This window comes from Bradyrhizobium sp. Leo78, assembly GCF_059512425.1.
In genome coordinates this window covers 172,649-188,734 of the sequence record NZ_JCAMOT010000009.1, presented here as the reverse complement: position 1 = coordinate 188,734, position 16,086 = coordinate 172,649, and the positions used below count along the sequence as shown (strand labels likewise).

General features: G+C 63.3%; 15 protein-coding genes. 11 read left to right on the top strand and 4 right to left on the bottom strand.

Translation table 11 applies throughout. From position 1 onward, the window contains the following. Positions 1 to 41 precede the first annotated feature (41 nt). From AC5ZG1_RS14665 to AC5ZG1_RS14655, 3 genes are all read left to right on the top strand, one after another. The gene (locus AC5ZG1_RS14665; protein ID WP_028166510.1) at positions 42 to 740 is read left to right on the top strand and encodes a phosphatidylserine decarboxylase; all 699 of its coding nucleotides are present in this window, start codon (positions 42 to 44) and stop codon (positions 738 to 740) included. A gap of 77 nt (positions 741 to 817) precedes the next feature. After that, positions 818 to 1,699 (top strand): CDP-diacylglycerol--serine O-phosphatidyltransferase, encoded by an 882-nt coding sequence (gene pssA, locus AC5ZG1_RS14660; RefSeq protein ID WP_130226346.1) that lies wholly within the window; start codon positions 818 to 820, stop codon positions 1,697 to 1,699. Positions 1,700 to 1,927: 228 nt separating this feature from the next. Continuing rightward, on the top strand, positions 1,928 to 2,647 hold the full coding sequence (locus tag AC5ZG1_RS14655; protein ID WP_456641842.1) for an RraA family protein: 720 nt from the start codon (positions 1,928 to 1,930) through the stop codon (positions 2,645 to 2,647). Positions 2,648 to 2,664: 17 nt separating this feature from the next. Here AC5ZG1_RS14655 and AC5ZG1_RS14650 read toward each other — a convergent pair whose 3' ends face one another. Both AC5ZG1_RS14650 and AC5ZG1_RS14645 read right to left on the bottom strand, forming a co-directional pair. Continuing rightward, entirely contained in the window at positions 2,665 to 3,291 is a 627-nt protein-coding gene (locus AC5ZG1_RS14650) for a TerC family protein (protein WP_130226344.1), read from the bottom strand. A 290-nt stretch (positions 3,292 to 3,581) separates the two neighbouring features. Continuing rightward, complete coding sequence (locus tag AC5ZG1_RS14645) at positions 3,582 to 4,013, bottom strand: hypothetical protein (RefSeq protein ID WP_496133266.1); 432 nt, start codon at positions 4,011 to 4,013, stop codon at positions 3,582 to 3,584. A gap of 117 nt (positions 4,014 to 4,130) precedes the next feature. On the opposite strand from AC5ZG1_RS14645, the gene AC5ZG1_RS14640 reads away from it, so the two are divergent. From AC5ZG1_RS14640 to AC5ZG1_RS14605, 8 genes are all read left to right on the top strand, one after another. Continuing rightward, entirely contained in the window at positions 4,131 to 4,961 is an 831-nt protein-coding gene (locus AC5ZG1_RS14640; RefSeq protein ID WP_130226343.1) for an SDR family NAD(P)-dependent oxidoreductase, read from the top strand. Between the two features lie 207 nt (positions 4,962 to 5,168). Continuing rightward, positions 5,169 to 5,942 (top strand): motility protein A, encoded by a 774-nt coding sequence (locus AC5ZG1_RS14635; RefSeq protein WP_028166504.1) that lies wholly within the window; start codon positions 5,169 to 5,171, stop codon positions 5,940 to 5,942. A 34-nt stretch (positions 5,943 to 5,976) separates the two neighbouring features. Further along, entirely contained in the window at positions 5,977 to 6,807 is an 831-nt protein-coding gene (locus AC5ZG1_RS14630; protein WP_496133265.1) for a flagellar motor protein MotB, read from the top strand. Between the two features lie 140 nt (positions 6,808 to 6,947). Next, on the top strand, positions 6,948 to 8,846 hold the full coding sequence (locus AC5ZG1_RS14625) for a potassium transporter Kup (RefSeq protein WP_496133264.1): 1,899 nt from the start codon (positions 6,948 to 6,950) through the stop codon (positions 8,844 to 8,846). A 148-nt stretch (positions 8,847 to 8,994) separates the two neighbouring features. Then, on the top strand, positions 8,995 to 10,920 hold the full coding sequence (locus AC5ZG1_RS14620) for a potassium transporter Kup (protein WP_028166501.1): 1,926 nt from the start codon (positions 8,995 to 8,997) through the stop codon (positions 10,918 to 10,920). 123 nt (positions 10,921 to 11,043) lie between these two features. Continuing rightward, the gene (locus AC5ZG1_RS14615; protein WP_028166500.1) at positions 11,044 to 11,373 is read left to right on the top strand and encodes a rhodanese-like domain-containing protein; all 330 of its coding nucleotides are present in this window, start codon (positions 11,044 to 11,046) and stop codon (positions 11,371 to 11,373) included. 7 nt (positions 11,374 to 11,380) lie between these two features. Next, positions 11,381 to 12,550: an aminotransferase gene (locus AC5ZG1_RS14610; protein ID WP_496133263.1), complete on the top strand. Its 1,170-nt coding sequence runs from the start codon at positions 11,381 to 11,383 to the stop codon at positions 12,548 to 12,550. Positions 12,551 to 12,554: 4 nt separating this feature from the next. Next, complete coding sequence (locus tag AC5ZG1_RS14605; RefSeq protein ID WP_456641837.1) at positions 12,555 to 13,664, top strand: polyamine ABC transporter substrate-binding protein; 1,110 nt, start codon at positions 12,555 to 12,557, stop codon at positions 13,662 to 13,664. A 117-nt stretch (positions 13,665 to 13,781) separates the two neighbouring features. Here AC5ZG1_RS14605 and AC5ZG1_RS14600 read toward each other — a convergent pair whose 3' ends face one another. Continuing rightward, complete coding sequence (locus tag AC5ZG1_RS14600; RefSeq protein ID WP_456641836.1) at positions 13,782 to 14,717, bottom strand: lipid A biosynthesis lauroyl acyltransferase; 936 nt, start codon at positions 14,715 to 14,717, stop codon at positions 13,782 to 13,784. A gap of 74 nt (positions 14,718 to 14,791) precedes the next feature. Continuing rightward, the gene (locus AC5ZG1_RS14595; protein WP_130226336.1) at positions 14,792 to 16,069 is read right to left on the bottom strand and encodes a beta-ketoacyl-ACP synthase; all 1,278 of its coding nucleotides are present in this window, start codon (positions 16,067 to 16,069) and stop codon (positions 14,792 to 14,794) included. Between the last annotated feature and the right edge of the window lie 17 nt (positions 16,070 to 16,086).

Sequence of the window (16,086 nt, the reverse complement as noted above, 5' to 3'; positions counted from 1 at the left end):
TCCGGATCATGCTCTAGGACCGGAAAACCGAGTGAGATTCGATGTCGATCGCCAATTCCATCCGCGCGCAGATTCCGCCCATTCATCCTGAGGGCTATCCGTTCATCGGCGGCTTCGCGCTGGCGAGCCTGATCCTGTTCTGGATCTGGACGCCGCTGGGCTGGATCGGGACCGTGCTGACGGTCTGGTGCGCGCTGTTCTTCCGCGATCCGGTGCGGGTGACGCCAGTGCGGGACGGGCTGGTGGTGGCGCCCGCCGACGGGCGCGTCTCGATGATCACCCAAGCCCTGCCGCCGGCCGAACTGGGGCTAGGCGACCGGCCGCTGACGCGGGTCTCGATCTTCATGAGCGTGTTCAACTGTCACGTGAACCGCAGTCCGGTTGCGGGGCGGATCGACCGGATCGCCTACCGGCCGGGCGTCTTCATCAATGCGGAGCTCGACAAGGCCAGCGAGGACAATGAGCGCAACTCGCTCGTGATCTCGACGCCCAACGGCCGCATCGGCGTGGTCCAGATCGCAGGCCTGGTGGCGCGGCGCATCGTCTCCTTCGTGCGCGAAGGCCAGTCGATCGGCGCCGGCGAACGGTTCGGCCTGATCCGGTTCGGCTCGCGGCTCGATGTCTACTTGCCCGAAGGCACGAAGCCGCTGGTATCCGAGGGCCAGACGGCGATCGCCGGCGAGACCGTTCTGGCCGATTTCCGCACCCCCGAGCCGGGGTGGACGTACCGGGCCGATTAACCATCGGCACCGCCAATTGCGGCGCCTTGCCGCTGCAATGGCGGAGGGCGCCGGCGCTTGCTATATAATCGCGAGCCATGATGCCGATCGATTCCAAATACCCGGAACTGCGCCGCCGGCGGTTTCGCCAGATTCCGGTCCGGTTGCTGGTGCCCAATGTCATCACGCTGCTCGCGATCTGTGCCGGCCTGACCGCGATCCGCCTGTCGACCGAAGGGCGGATGGAGCTCGCGGTCGCGGCGATCGTGTTCGCTGCAGCGCTTGACGGCATCGACGGGCGCATCGCGCGCCTGATCAAGGGCCAGTCGAAATTCGGCGCCGAGCTCGACAGCCTCGCGGATTTCGTCAATTTCGGCGTGGCGCCTGGTCTGATCCTCTATTTCTGGCAACTGCACGAATTGGGCAATGGCGGCTGGATTGCGGCCATGGTGTTCGCGATCAGCGGCGGGCTGCGGCTCGCCCGCTTCAACGCCTCGATCGACGATCCAAACAAGCCGGCATTCGCGGCGAATTATTTCACCGGCGTGCCGGCGCCAGCTGGCGCCATCACGGTGTTGCTGCCGGTCTATTTGGGCTTCCTGGGCATCACTACGCCGCCGACGATGCTGACGGCCTTCTACACGCTCCTGATCGCGTTCCTGATGGTGTCGCGCCTGCCGGTGTTTTCCGGCAAGACAATGCGCATGCGGGTGCCGCCGGAAATGCTGCTGCCGGTGTTCGTGTCGGTGGTGTTCTTCATCGCGCTATTGGTCAGCTATCCCTGGCACATCCTCTCCGCGGGCTCGGTGCTCTATCTGATCAGCCTGCCATGGGGCTGGAAAACCTATCGCGACCACGCGCGCGCCGCGGAGGCGCAGGCCGCTGTGCCGGCCGGAGCCCCGACGTCGGCAACTCCGTCGCCGAGCTATCCGGGTGTCGCTGACGCCGACCACGACGACCGTCCGGCGCGGCTTAATTGATGTGCCAAACCCTCATGGTGAGGAGCGGCCTTAGGCCGCGTCTCGAACCATGAGGCCCGGCCGGTGGCCTCATCCTTCGAGACGCGCGTTCCACGCTCCTCAGGATGAGGGACGACACCCAAATATCAGCCATGAGCGGAAGCTTGGTTGGGTTCACGGCCGATCTCGGCTATAGGCATGGGCCAAGATCGTCTCGCCAAAAAGCGTCCATTTGCCAGGAGAAACGCCGTGAATAAAGCCGTCACCGCCCCGCTGTCCGCGTCCGTCCTCGAAGCCTTGGCGCGCTATGACACGCCGACGATCTGCAATGCGATGGAGATCGTCGCCCCGGAACGGCGGTTGATCGGCTACACCACCAAGCCATTGGTCTGCCCGTTCCCGGACCTGCCGCCGATTGTCGGCTATGCCCGCACCGTGACGATCCGCTCCGTGCTGCAATCCGGTCTGCCGGCGGCCGAGCAGGCCAAGCGCCGCATCGAATACTACGAATATGTCGGCACCGGCTTTGGTCCGCGCATCGCCGTGATCCAGGATATCGATGGCGCCGATGTCGGCTATGGTGCGTTCTGGGGCGAGGTGCAGAGCAATGTGCACAAGGCGCTCGGCTGTCTCGGTGTGATCACTGACGGCTCGATCCGTGACATCCCGCAATGGGCGCCGGGCTTCCAGGCGCTCGCCGGATCGATCGGCCCGTCGCACGCCTGGGTGCATGCCGAGAGCTTCGGCGGCGAGGTGCGGGTTGCCGGCATGACCGTGCGCTCCGACGATCTTATCCATGCCGACAGCCATGGTGCGATCGTGATCCCGAACGATGTCGCCGCCAAGCTGCCGGATGCGGCCGAACTCTGCGCGCGTCGCGAGACGCCGATCCTGGAGATCGCACGCAGCCCGGACTTCTCGCTCGAGAAGCTGAAGGAAGCGCTGAAGCGCTCGGCTGAGATCCACTAACTCCAATAAGTCGCGGCTCAGAGCGCCGCGACCTTGGCGACGTCGTGGGCGCCGCGAATGACCATGTCGATGGCGACATAGAGGATGACGGCGAGGCCGACATAGGCGATCCAGCGATGCTTCTGCAGCAGCCGCGCGATGAAGGTCGCGGCTGCGCCCATCAATGCGATGGAGAGGATCAGGCCGAAAATCAGCACGCTCGGGTGCTCGCGGGCCGCTCCCGCGACAGCCAGGACGTTGTCGAGCGACATCGAGACGTCGGCGATGATGATCTGCGTCGTGGCCTGGAAGAGCGTCTTCCGGGGCGCCCCGTCTGCAGACGCGCCACCGAGCTCTGCGTCGGCTTCCTCTTTCGCGGTGGCGCGCAGCTCTCGCCACATTTTCCAGCACACCCACAACAGCAGGATTCCGCCGGCAAGCAAGAGGCCGACGATCTGCATGATCTGCGTTGCCACGACGGCAAACATGATGCGCAGCACGGTCGCCGCCAGAATGCCGATCAGGATCGCCTTGCTACGTTGCTTCTCGGGCAGGCCGGCTGCGGCAAGGCCGATCACGACGGCATTGTCGCCTGCGAGCACCAGGTCGATCAGGACGACCTGCAACAGCGCGGTGAGAAATTCAAAGCCAAGAAATTCGGACACGGGTCATGCTCCCCTTCTGGTCTGGAGAGTGACCCGGATGAGATACCGGCTTGATGGCGACGCACATCGGTGAGGGATTCACCGATACGTCCCGCGATCAATGCCGCAGATCAAAGCAGGGCCACTCCAACTTAACTCCAGTCCGACATCGCAGCCTGTCGGCTGCCAGAGGGGCCCGGCCTGGTACGCTTTAGATCATGATCCGATGAGACGGATCATGATCTCATCTCTTTGAGTTCGAGCATGATCTCTTCGGAAAACCGGTTTCCACTTTTCCGGATCATGCTCTGTTACGGTCGCGAATTCGCACGCGCGACGGCTTCTTCCTCGAAGAACATCGCCGCCTGGTCCGGTTCGCCAAAGATTGCCGCTGCACACCCCATGAAGGTGAATGCACCGGCAAAATCCCACCACGTGACTTTCCCTGAGTTCTCCTGAGCCTTGATCAGGCGCGCCAGGATGGCGGCCACTGCGGCCTCCGCGAACAGCAGGATGCTGAACGCAGGCAGCACGAGCTCAGGTTCGAGCACGCGGATCATCAGGATGGCAGGGAACACGGTCAGGGCGCCGAACAGTGCGAACAGACCGAAAGGCTCCAGCGACGGAGCATTTCGCATGATCCAGTTTGAACTGGAGGCCAACATCGGTTCCCTTTGAATGAACGAACGCCCAATAGCAGCCGCGCAGCATCTGCTGACGAGCCAGCTATTGGCGGCAACCAATAGCAAAACACTCTTGCGCGCGGGAGGTTTCTGACCCGTGGCGCAGCGCCGCAGACGGGTGTAGTTGTCCTTCGACCGCCGTGTGGAACCCGGGCGGGCAGGGACCGGAGGTGTGCGATGGAAATGCGTGACAAAACCGTGTTCATCACCGGCTCAACCGACGGTGTCGGCCGCTACGTTGCTAAGAGGCTCGCCATCGGCGGCGCCAGCGTGCTGGTCCACGGGCGCGACAAAGCGCGCGGGGCATCGCTGATCGAAGAGATCAGGCGGGCAGGAGGCCGCGAGCCCATTTTCTATCAGGCCGACCTGTCCTCGCTTGCCGAGACGCGAAAACTCGGCGAGGCCGTGCTCGCGAACCACAAGCGGCTCGACGTATTCATCAGCAATGCCGGGATCGGCTCGCAGAACGAGGGACCGGCGCGGCAGACCAGCAGGGACGGCTATGAGCTGCGCTTCGCCGTGAACTACCTTGCGGGTTTCCTGCTCGCGCGTCTGTTGCTGCCGCTGTTGAAGGCGAGCGCGCCGTCGCGGATCGTCAATGTCGCTTCGCTCGGCCAGCATCCGATCGACTTCGACGACGTGATGATCACGAAGAACTACAGCGGCTCGCGCGCTTATGCCCAGAGCAAGCTTGCGCAGATCATGTTCACGATCGATCTCGCAGAAGAGCTGAAAGCCTCGGGCGTCACCGCAAATTCGCTGCACCCGGCAACCTATATGAACACCACGATGGTGCGCGCCGGCGGCATCACCCCGATCTCGACCGTCGAGCAGGGCGGCGAAGCGATCCTGCATCTGGTGTCGGGAGACGATGTCGCCGATGAGAGCGGGCTGTTCTTCAACGGCATGAACGAGGCCAGGGCCAATCCGCAGGCCTATGAGGCGTCGGCGCGGAGACGGCTGCGCGCGCTCAGTCTCGAACTCACGGGGCTCGATAGCGGTCACTGAGCGGCGCCGGCGATTATGGTTAGCGAAAGATTGAGACCAGCGCTGCGCTCAGGCCTGATCCGGCCACTCGGGATTTTACGGGTTCCTCTTCGGCTTAACCTTTACGGGTCTTTAATGGCGGCCACGTAGGGTTTTCCGGCGCGGTCCGCGGTTGGGTCGTGCACCGTCCAGGACAGGCGGTGTGTAGCGTACGCGTTGGAGTCTCCCATGGATATTATGACGGGCGTCGGGCTCGTGATGGGCATCATCGTGATCTCAGCGATGATGCTGATGGGCGGCGACCTACACATGTTCATTTCCGAACATGCGATGATCATCATTTTCGGCGGATCGATCGCGGCCACGATGATCCGCTTTCCATTGGCCGCGATCCTGCATGGCTTGCCGCTGGGCGCCAAATTCGCCTTCACCATGAGCCGGCTTTCGGCGCGCGATCTCGTCGACGAGCTGGCCCGGATCGCCGAGATCGCCCGCAAGCAGGGGCCGGTGGGGCTTGAAAAGGTCGAGACCAACGAGCCCTTCCTGGCCAAGGGAATCCGCTACGTCGCCGACGGCTACGACCTCGAATTCATCCGCGACAATCTCGAACGCGACCGCGACAATTTCCTGATGCATCTCGACGAGGGCAGCAAGATCTACCGCGCGATCGGCGACTGCGCGCCGGCCTTCGGCATGATCGGCACGCTGATCGGCATGGTGCAGATGTTCGCCAACATGACCGATCCCTCCAAGCTCGGCCCGTTCATGGCGACCGCGCTGCTGGCCACGCTCTATGGCGCGCTGGTTGCGAACCTGTTCTGTCTGCCGATCGCCGACAAGCTGCACGGCAAGCTCCTCGACGAGGAAACCAACCGCACCCTGATCATCGACGGCATCCTGATGATCCGCGATTCGAAGAGCCCGGCGCTGGTTCGCGAAATGCTGCTCGCCTATCTCCCGGAAAAGCACCGCGAAGGAGAGGGCGAGCCGGTGCCGGCCTGACCTTCGGCCTGGCAGCGGTCCGGAGCTTCACCCGATGGCCAAGAAAAAGCGCGGCGACGCACATACCGGAGGTCACGGCTGGTTCGTGACCTTCGCCGACCTGATGGGGTTGATGATGAGCTTCTTCGTGATGCTCGTCGCCTTCTCCAGCATGGACAACAACAAGCTGAAGATCGTCGCAGGCTCGATGCGCGACGCCTTCGGCTCGCAGACCAATGTGCGCTATTCCGGCATCATCGAATCCGACGGCCTGCCGACGCGGCCGAAGTTGAAGAACGTCGAGCATATCTCGCCGGAGGAGACGTCGGACAGGCCGACGCCCGACGAGAAGGAGCGCAACCAGGAGAATGGCGCCAAGCTGCACACCGACCGCGCCTTCGCGCTCGCGTCCGCTTCGCTGCGGCAGGCGCTGCAGGACATGCCGGAATTGACCGAAATGTCCAAGCACATCATGTTCGAGGAAACCAAGGAGGGTCTCAACCTCGAGATCATCGACCAGGACGGCCGCTCGATGTTCGCCGACGGCTCCAAGGTACCTTACGACCGGACACGGCGGCTGATCCAGAAGCTCGCCGGGCCGCTTAAGGCAACGCCGCTGCGCGTATCCATCGTCGGCCACACCGCCGCCGGTTTCGTGCCGGCGCGCAGCGACTACGGAGCGTTCGACCTGTCGGCGGACCGCGCCAACGCGGTGCGCCAGATCCTGGAGCGCGAAGGGCTGCCCTCCTCGCATATCTTCGCCGTCTCGGGCAAGGCCGACAGCCAGCCGTTGTTTCCGGACGATCCTTCGCTCGCGGCAAACCGTCGCGTCACCATCACCTTGATGCGTGAGGATCCGCCGCTGCCGCCCGGCTTGAAGCCGTAATCCGCCGAATTTACTATCGGCCGCCTGTCCAGCCGGAAACCGTTACGCGCTTGTCGCGGCCGCCGCAACCGTTGACAGGGAACGCGGAAGCGTGGATAGCGGCGCCGGATCAAACTAGCAGATGGGGCGTTCCTCCCGCCATGGCTGTCAGCGTCTCATCCAGCGAGGTCCAAGAAGGGCCGGTCACGTCCAACTTCTGGGCCTTGACGCTGGGCAGTATCGGCGTGGTGTTCGGCGATATCGGTACCTCGCCGCTCTATGCGTTCCGCGAGGCAGTCGCCGGCGCGACGCATGGACAGCCGGTATCCCGAATCATCGTCCTGGGTGTGCTGTCGCTGATCCTGTGGGCGCTCTTCATTGTCGTCACGTCGAAATACGTGCTGCTGCTCCTGCGCGCCGACAACAACGGCGAGGGTGGCACGCTCTCGCTGATGGCCCTGGGGCAGCGGGCGCTGGGGCGGAGAAGCTGGCTGTTGCTGGCGCTCGGCGTGGTCGGCGCCTCGATGTTCATCGGCGATTCCATGATCACGCCGGCGATTTCCGTGCTGTCGGCGGTCGAAGGCCTCAAGCTCGCGACGCCCGCACTCCAACATTACGTGGTGCCCGTCACGATCGTCATCCTGGTCGTCTTGTTCTCGGTCCAGCGCATCGGCACCGGGCGGGTAGCTTCCGCCTTCGGGCCCGTGATGGTGGTCTGGTTCGCCACGCTCGCCGTGATGGGGCTGGTCCACATCAAGGATGACCCATCTGTACTGGCGGCGATCAATCCCTATTACGCGCTCCAGTTCCTGCTCACGCATGGCACCATCGGGCTGGTGACGCTGGGAGCGGTGTTCCTGGCCGTCACCGGCGGCGAGGCGCTTTATGCCGATCTCGGCCATTTCGGCCGCAAGCCGATCCAGTCCGGCTGGCTGTTCTTCGTGCTGCCGTCGCTTCTGCTCAATTATTTCGGGCAGGGGGCGCTGGTGCTCTCCGATCCATCCGCGATCGAGAATTCGTTCTATCGGATGGTTCCCGACTTCCTGCTGCTGCCGTTGGTGGTGCTCGCGACCGCTGCCACCGTGATCGCGAGCCAGGCCGTCATCACCGGCGCCTATTCGCTGGTCCGGCAGGCGGTGCAGCTCGGCCTGCTGCCGCGTTTCGAGGTCCGCTACACCTCGGAGTCCCATGCCGGGCAAATCTATCTGCCGCGCGTCAACCGCTTGCTGTTGGTCGGCGTTCTCTTGCTGGTGCTGATGTTCCACACCTCGAGCGGACTGGCATCGGCCTACGGCATCGCCGTCTCCACCACCATGGTTGCCGACGGCATCATGGGCTTTGTGGTGATCTGGAAATTGTGGAACTGGCGCGCAGCGACCGCGGCCGCGGTGATCGTGCCGTTCGTGGTGGTCGACATGACGTTCCTGAGCGCCAATCTCCTCAAACTGTTCGAGGGCGCCTGGGTGCCGCTTTTGTTCGGCGCAGCCATGGCGGCCATGATCTGGACCTGGCGGCGCGGGACGGCCATCCTGATCGCCAAGACCCGGCGCATCGAGGTGCCGCTTGACGACCTGATCAAGAGCCTGGAGAAGCGGCCGCCGCATATCGCCAAGGGCACCGCGGTTTTCCTCACCAGCGATCCCGGCTTCGTGCCGACCGCGCTGCTGCACAATCTCAAGCACAACAAGGTGCTGCACGAGCAGAATGTCATCCTGACCATCGAGACGGCGCAGACGCCGCGCGTTGATGTTTCCGAGCGCGTCTACATAGAACGCATCAGCGACAAGTTTTCCAAGGTGCGCCTCAGGTTCGGCTTCATGGAGTCGCCGAACGTCCCGAAGGCGCTGGTGATCGCCCGCAAGCTCGGCTGGCAGTTCGATATCATGGCGACGTCATTCTTCGTGTCGCGGCGGTCTCTCAAGCCCGCGGCGCAGTCGGGCATGCCGCTGTGGCAGGATCACTTGTTCATCGCCATGAGCCGCTCCGCCAACGATGCCACCGACTATTTTCAGATTCCGACGGGGCGGGTGGTTGAGGTCGGCACCCAGGTAACTATCTGACGGGCGCACGATTGTGGCTGGTTAAACGATCGAGCTATGTGTAAAATGCATGGAGGCAGCCCATTTCTCGCCTAACCTATGCATTCGAGCGGGGATATAGGCCTGCGGCGCTGTTTCGTTGTGCAGTGAACAATAGAGGCTCCCTCCCATGTCGTCCGAGAGTGCGGTCACCGCGGCGGAAACGCCCGCGGCCAGTGGACATGGAGAGGCGCATTCCACGGCAGGGTTCGGAGCGCTGACGCTCGGCAGCATCGGCGTCGTCTACGGAGACATCGGCACCAGCCCGCTCTACGCTCTGCGCGAAGCCGTTGTGGCGGCCAGCGAGCACAGTGGCGTCGCCACGACGCAGGCGGTCCTCGGCGTGCTCTCCCTGATCCTGTGGGCGCTGATTGTCGTCGTCACGCTCAAATATGTGGTGATCCTGCTGCGCGCCGATAACCACGGCGAGGGTGGAACGCTGGCGCTGATGGCACTGGCCGAACGCGCCGTTACCAAGGGCGCCGGCGCGGTCGTGATGCTCGGCATCATCAGCGGGGCCTTGTTCTACGGCGACGCGGTGATCACGCCGGCGCTATCGGTGCTGTCGGCGATCGAAGGCATCAAGCTCGTCACCGCGACCTTCGAACATTATGTCGTGCCGGTCACGGCGTTGATCCTGGTGGTGCTGTTTGCCGTGCAATCCCATGGCACAGCGCGGGTCGCCGCATTTTTTGGACCGATCATGTGCGTCTGGTTTGCGGTGCTGGCGATTGCAGCCGTGCCGCAGATCATCAAGCATCCCGAGGTCCTTCTGGCCTTTAATCCGCTGTATGCGGTCTCCTTCATGCTTCATCACGGTGTGATCGGGTTCGTCACCCTCGGCGCGGTGTTTCTCGCCGTCACCGGCGCGGAAGCGCTCTATGCCGATCTCGGGCACTTCGGCAAACGGCCGATCCAGTTCGCCTGGATGTTCATCGTGCTGCCGGCGCTGGTGCTGAATTATATGGGGCAGGCCGCGCTCGTCATCGTCGATCCCAAGGCGATCGAGAATCCGTTCTTCCTGATGTTCCCGGATTGGGCGCTGATCCCGATGGTCGTGCTTGCCACCGTCGCGACCGTCATTGCCAGCCAGGCCGTCATCACCGGCGCCTATTCGCTGACGCGCCAGGCGATCCAACTCGGCCTGCTGCCGCGTTTCGAGATTCGCCATACCTCGGAAGCCCATTCGGGGCAGATCTTTATTCCCCGCATCAACCGGATGCTGCTCATCGCGGTGCTGTTGCTGGTGCTGATGTTCCGCTCCTCCAGCGCGCTGGCCGCGGCCTACGGCATCGCGGTGACCGGCACCATGGTGGTCACGGGCATGATGGGCTTTGTCGTGGTGTGGAAGGTTTGGCGATGGTCGCCGATCGCCGCCGCCGCGCTGATCGCGCCCTTCCTGTTTCTCGACTTCACCTTCCTGACGGCAAACCTTCTGAAGGTGCTTGAGGGCGGCTGGGTGCCGCTGGCGCTCGGCGGCGCCGTGATGGCGCTGATGATCACGTGGCGGCGCGGCAGCCGGCTGTTGTTCGAGAAGTCGCGCAAGCTGGAATTCCCGCTCGCCGATCTGGTGGCGATGCTGGAGAAGCGGCCACCGCAGCGCGTCTCGGGCACGGCGGTGTTCCTGACCAGCGATCCCGCCAGCGCGCCGACCGCGCTGATGCATAGTCTAAAACACTACAAAGTGCTGCATGAGAAGAACGTCATTCTCACCATCGAGACCGCGCCGACGCCGCGGATCGACCCGTCCGAGCGGGTGCGAATGGAGCAGATCAGCCCGACTTTCTCCAAGGTGACGCTGCGCTTCGGCTTCATGGAATCGCCGAACGTGCCGAAGACGCTGGCGATCGCCCGCAAGCTCGGCTGGCAGTTCGACATCATGTCGACCTCGTTCTTCCTGTCGCGGCGCTCGCTCAAGCCCGCCGCGCATTCCGGGATGCCGCGTTGGCAGGACCATTTGTTCATCGCGCTCAGCCGCGCCTCCAACGACGCCACCGACTATTTCCAGATCCCGACCGGCCGCGTCGTCGAGGTCGGAACGCAGGTCACGATCTAGCTTTTTGCTGGTCCTAAGCTGTTTGCGGTGCTTGATTTTCCCCGCGCAAGAGGCGACTTTGCGCCCGAAACGGGGGCCGGCTGAGCCCAAGAACTGAGCCCAAGAATTGTCTGGAGAACGCGCGTGGCCGACCACAAGGTGCATGATCTAACGCCTCAGGAAGTGTCGAACGGGATAGCGGATGGACGCTATCTCCTGGTCGACGTCCGCGAGCCCAACGAGGTCGCCGCTGAGGCCTATCCGGATGGCGTCGTCGTGCCGCTGTCGACGTTTGATCCGGACGAGATTCCGGATCCGCAGGGTAAAGAGGTCGTGTTTGCCTGCCGCTCAGGCAAGCGCTCAGTGACGGCATCGCTCGCGGCGCAGGCGGCGGGGTTGCCTTACGACAAGCATCTGGCAGGGGGCATGTTGGGCTGGAAGGCTGCGGGATTGCCGACCAAGACGGGCGGCTGACCTTTCCATGGCTTCCATGAACAAGGTCTTTGCGGACCTGCCCGTCACCATTTTCGAAGCGATGTCGCAGCTCGCGCGCGACAACAACGCCATCAATCTCGGCCAGGGCTTTCCGGACGATCCCGGTCCGGAGGACATCCGTCGCGCGGCCGCGGATGCTTCCGTCAACGGCTACAATCAGTACCCGTCGATGATGGGCATCCCCGAGCTCAGGCAGGCGATCGCGGCCCATTACGGCCGCTGGCACGGACTTAACCTCGATCCCATGACGGAAGTCATGGTGACCTCGGGCGGCACCGAGGCGCTGACATCATCGATCCTGGCCGTGGTCGAACCGGGCGATGAAGTGGTCGTCTTCCAGCCCGTGTACGATTCCTATCTACCGATCATCCGTCAGGCCGGAGGCATTCCGCGCCTGTTGCGGCTGGAGCCGCCGCACTGGCGCTTGAACGAGGAGATGCTGCGGAGCGTCTTCAACCACAAGACCAAGGCGGTGCTGTTCAACAATCCGCTCAATCCGTCCGCCGTGGTCTATCCGCGCGAGGACCTCGAACTGCTGGCGCGGTTTTGCCAGGAGTTCGACGTGGTCGCGATTTGCGACGAGGTTTGGGAGCACGTGATCTTCGATGGCCGCGAGCACATCCCGCTGATCACGCTGCCGGGCATGCGGGACCGCACCATCAAGGTCGGTAGCGCCGGCAAGATCTTTTCGCTCACCGGCTGGAAGATCGGTTTTGTCTGCGCCGCGCCGCCGCTTCTGCGGGTTGCCGCCAAGGTGCATCAGTTCCTTACCTTCACCACCGCGCCCAACCTGCAGGCGGCGGTGGCCTATGGGCTCGGCAAGACGGATGCGTATTTTCACGACATGCGCAAGGACCTGGCGCGGAGCAGGGATAGGCTGACAAAGGGACTGGAGAGCCTCGGCTTTCCCGTCCTGAAATCGCAAGGTACCTATTTCCTCACCGTCGACCTGTCGCCGCTCGGGCTCAATGAGACCGACGAGGCGTTCTGCCGGCGCATCGTGACCGACTACAAGGTGGCGGCGATCCCCGTCTCGGCCTTCTACGAAAAGGACCCGGTGACCTCGGTCGTACGTTTTTGCTTTGCAAAGAAGGATGCAACCCTCGACACTGCGCTCGAGCGTCTGTCGGACGCGGTGCACCGTCGAAAGAGGTAGAGAGATGCACGGGCAGGGCCGTCATTCAATTTGTCTCGCCGCCCTGTTTGCCGCGGCTCTGCTCGTCTCTTCATCCGCCCGCGCCGAGGAACGCACGGTCAATTTCTACAATTGGTCGAACTATATGGCGCCGGGGGTGCTGGAGGACTTCACCAAGGAGACCGGCATCAGGGTGGTGTATGACACCTTCGATGCCAACGAGACGCTGGAAACGCGGCTGCTCGCGGGCAAGTCCGGCTACGACGTCGTGGTGCCGACCGGCTATTTCCTGCAGCGCCAGATCACCGCAAAGGTCTTCCTCAAGCTCGACAAGTCGAAACTGCCGAACCTCGCTAATGCCTGGCCGGTGGTGACCAAAGAGCTCGCGACCTACGATCCCGGCAACAACTACGCCGCCAATTACATGTGGGGCACCACCGGCATCGGCTACAACGTCCAGATGGCGCAGAAGATTCTCGGCCCCGACGCCAGGATCGATAGCTGGGACATGGTGTTCAAGCCGGAGAATCTCGCCAAGTTCAAGGATTGCGGCATCCATATGCTTGATTCCGCTGACGACATCCTGCCCGCGGCCTTGAATTATCTCGGCATCGATCCGAACTCCACCAAGCAAGCCGATCTCGAGAAGGCCGCTGACCTCGTCAGCAAGATCAGGCCTTATGTTCGCAAGTTTCATTCCTCGGAATATCTGAGCGCGCTCGCCTCCGGCGAGATCTGCTTCGTGGTGGGCTGGTCGGGCGACATCATGCAGGCGCGCAGCCGCGCGGTCGAAGCCAAGAACGGCATCGAAATCGGCTACGCCATCCCGAAAGAGGGCGCGCAGATGTTCTTCGACAATCTCGCGATTCCTTCGGACGCCAAGAACGTCGCCGAGGCTTATGAGCTGATCAACTACCTCTACCGGCCGGACGTCGCTGCGAAGAACTCGAACTTCCTGTCCTACGCCAACGGCAACCTGGCCAGCCAGAAGCTGATCGATCCGAAGATTCTCAACGACAAGAACATCTACCCGGACGAAGCGACTCAGAAGAAACTGTTCGTCATCACCGCGCGCGACCCGGCCACCCAGCGGATCATCAACCGGCTCTGGACCAGGGTGAAGACGGGGAAGTGAGGCTCGCTGCCGCGGTCATTGCGAGGAGCGCAGCGACGAAGCAATCCGTATCTCCGCAAGTGGCGCAATGGATTGCTTCGCTTACGCTCGCGATGACGCGCTAAGGCAGCAGTCGGCTCACCGCCAGCGGCGGTGCAGCCAGAGCCACTGTTCCGGATATTCGCGCACCCAGCCTTCGATCACGTTGGTGACGGCCTGCATCGTGCCCTGAATATCGATCTGCCCGGACGCGTCGAACACGGGCTTCACTTCCTCCGACAGCTCGCCGCGGAAGCGATTGTCGGGCAGGCGGATGATGCGGGCGCCGTGGATCGGGCATTCCACCTGACGCCGGAGTCGCGCCAGCGTCGGGTTGGCCTTGGTCTTGCGGCCGAAGAAGGTGACCTCGACCCCGTTGGTCAGATATTGGTCGACGAGCATGGCGACGTGCTTGTTGTCTTGCAGCGCCTGCGCAAGCCGGAGCGGCGCATCGCGACCGGCGGGGATCAGCGTGCCCATCTTGATCGCGCGGATCTTCTCGATCGCACGGTCGGCGGCTTCGCTATTCGGCCGGCGGAACAAAATCGCGGTGTCGAGCCCGTGCGCGACAGCCGCCAGCGCCGGCAATTCCCAATTGCCGAGATGCGCGGCAAAGATCAGCGCCGGCTTGCCGTCGTCCCTGATCTGATCGAACAGCTCCATGGTCCGCGGCGACAATTCGATGCGGCTGTTCTCGGGATGGTCGCGGTCGTAGTCCCAGATATGGTCGAGATGGGCGAATTCGGCGCCGATGCGGCCGAGATTGTCCCAGACGCCGGCCAGGATCTTCTCGATCTCCTCAGGCGATTTTTCCGGAAACGCGGCCTTCAGATTCTCGCGACCGATCCGGTCCTCACGCAGCCTGCGACCGATGAAATGCGCGGCGCGCCCGAAGAAATCGGCAGTCTTGAACGGATCGAAGCAGCGCGTGGTGCGCAACAGCGCGATCGTCAGCGCGCCCACCGCCGCCTCGCCCACGGGCTTGACGGCGTCGCGAAGGCGCGCGCGGGCTCGAAGGAGCTGGAGGCGGTTCATCGCGACAAGCGGCGCAGCGTTTGGTTGAGCATGATCTCTTCGGAAAACCGGAGATCAGTTCTTCCGATCATGCTCTAGGCCGGCTCGCGCGTCAGGATCAATGAGGCGTTCTGCCCGCCAAAGCCGAACGAATTGGACATCACGGCAGTGACACGGGCGTCGCGCGCCTTGTTGCCGACCACGTCGAAATGAATGGTCGGATCCGGTACGTCATAGTTGATGGTCGGTGGAATCCGCTGATGCTCGAGCGTGAGCAGCGAGAATACCGCCTCGACCGCACCGGCCGCGGAGATCGTGTGGCCGACCATCGATTTGTTCGACGACACCGGAATCTTCGAGATCTGCTCGCCGAAGACCGCCGAGGTCGTCAGATATTCCATCTTGTCGTTCTCGGGCGTCGCTGTCCCGTGCGCGTTGATGTGATCGATCTGCTCCGGCTCCATCCCGGCGTCCGCCAGCGTCTTGCGCATGCAGCCGATGATCGGCTTGCCGTCCGGGCTCGAGCGGGTGCGGTGGAACGAATCAGTCAGTTCGCCGCAGCCGGCGACGACACCCAGGATCCTCGCGCCGCGCGCGGTGGCCGCCTCATAGCTCTCCAGCACCAGCGCGCCGGCGCCTTCGGCCATCACGAAGCCATCGCGATTCTTGGAGAAGGGCTTGGAGGCACCCTGCGGCGGATCGTTCTGCGTCGACAGTGCCGAGAGCAGGGAGAAGCGGACTACGGCCTCGGGATTTACCGAGCCGTCGGTTGCAACGCAGAGCGCCGCATCCGCCTCACCGCGACGGATCGCCTCGACGCCGAGCTGGATCGCGGTTGCGCCGGAGGCGCAGGCGGTCGACAGCGAGATCGGCGAGCCCTTGGTACCAAAGTTCTCGGCGAGGTATTTTGCGACCGAACCGAACATGAAGCGATCATGATAGGGCGCGAACCTGCCGCCACCGCTCGCGCGCAGCATGTCGTAGTAGTCGAATTCCTTCTTGTCGATCGTGCGCCCGAGTTCGAGCCGCTGCGGCCATTCGGTCTCGACCGGCGCAACTGCGAGGAAGAGCGGGCCTGGAAAGTCACCCTTGCTGCCGATACCGGATTGCGCCAGCGCTTCGTCGGTGGCGATTTCGGCGATGCGCTCGGAAAGGCTGGTCGAGGTGAACGGATCGACGCTGACGAAATCCACCGTTCCCGCCATCGTGGTCCTCAGTCCATCGATCGGAAAACGGGTGACCGTCTTGATGCCGGATTCGCCGGCAACGAGCTTGGCCCAATTGTCGGCCTTGCCGGCGCCGAGCGATGTGACGATGCCCATGCCGGTCACGACAACGATCGGCCTGCCAAACTTATCGCGTGGTGTCGCCATGCTTCCCCCGTCGATGC

Excerpts from the sequence above, each read along its gene's own strand:
- AC5ZG1_RS14665 (WP_028166510.1), top strand. The coding sequence starts at position 42 with ATGTCGATCGCCAATTCCATCCGCGCGCAGATTCCGCCCATTCATCCT.
- pssA (WP_130226346.1), top strand. The coding sequence starts at position 818 with ATGATGCCGATCGATTCCAAATACCCGGAACTGCGCCGCCGGCGGTTT.
- AC5ZG1_RS14640 (WP_130226343.1), top strand. The coding sequence starts at position 4,131 with ATGGAAATGCGTGACAAAACCGTGTTCATCACCGGCTCAACCGACGGT.
- AC5ZG1_RS14635 (WP_028166504.1), top strand. The coding sequence starts at position 5,169 with ATGGATATTATGACGGGCGTCGGGCTCGTGATGGGCATCATCGTGATC.
- AC5ZG1_RS14630 (WP_496133265.1), top strand. The coding sequence starts at position 5,977 with ATGGCCAAGAAAAAGCGCGGCGACGCACATACCGGAGGTCACGGCTGG.
- AC5ZG1_RS14625 (WP_496133264.1), top strand. The coding sequence starts at position 6,948 with ATGGCTGTCAGCGTCTCATCCAGCGAGGTCCAAGAAGGGCCGGTCACG.
- AC5ZG1_RS14620 (WP_028166501.1), top strand. The coding sequence starts at position 8,995 with ATGTCGTCCGAGAGTGCGGTCACCGCGGCGGAAACGCCCGCGGCCAGT.
- AC5ZG1_RS14610 (WP_496133263.1), top strand. The coding sequence starts at position 11,381 with ATGGCTTCCATGAACAAGGTCTTTGCGGACCTGCCCGTCACCATTTTC.
- AC5ZG1_RS14605 (WP_456641837.1), top strand. The coding sequence starts at position 12,555 with ATGCACGGGCAGGGCCGTCATTCAATTTGTCTCGCCGCCCTGTTTGCC.
- AC5ZG1_RS14600 (WP_456641836.1), bottom strand. The coding sequence starts at position 14,717 with ATGAACCGCCTCCAGCTCCTTCGAGCCCGCGCGCGCCTTCGCGACGCC.
- AC5ZG1_RS14595 (WP_130226336.1), bottom strand. The coding sequence starts at position 16,069 with ATGGCGACACCACGCGATAAGTTTGGCAGGCCGATCGTTGTCGTGACC.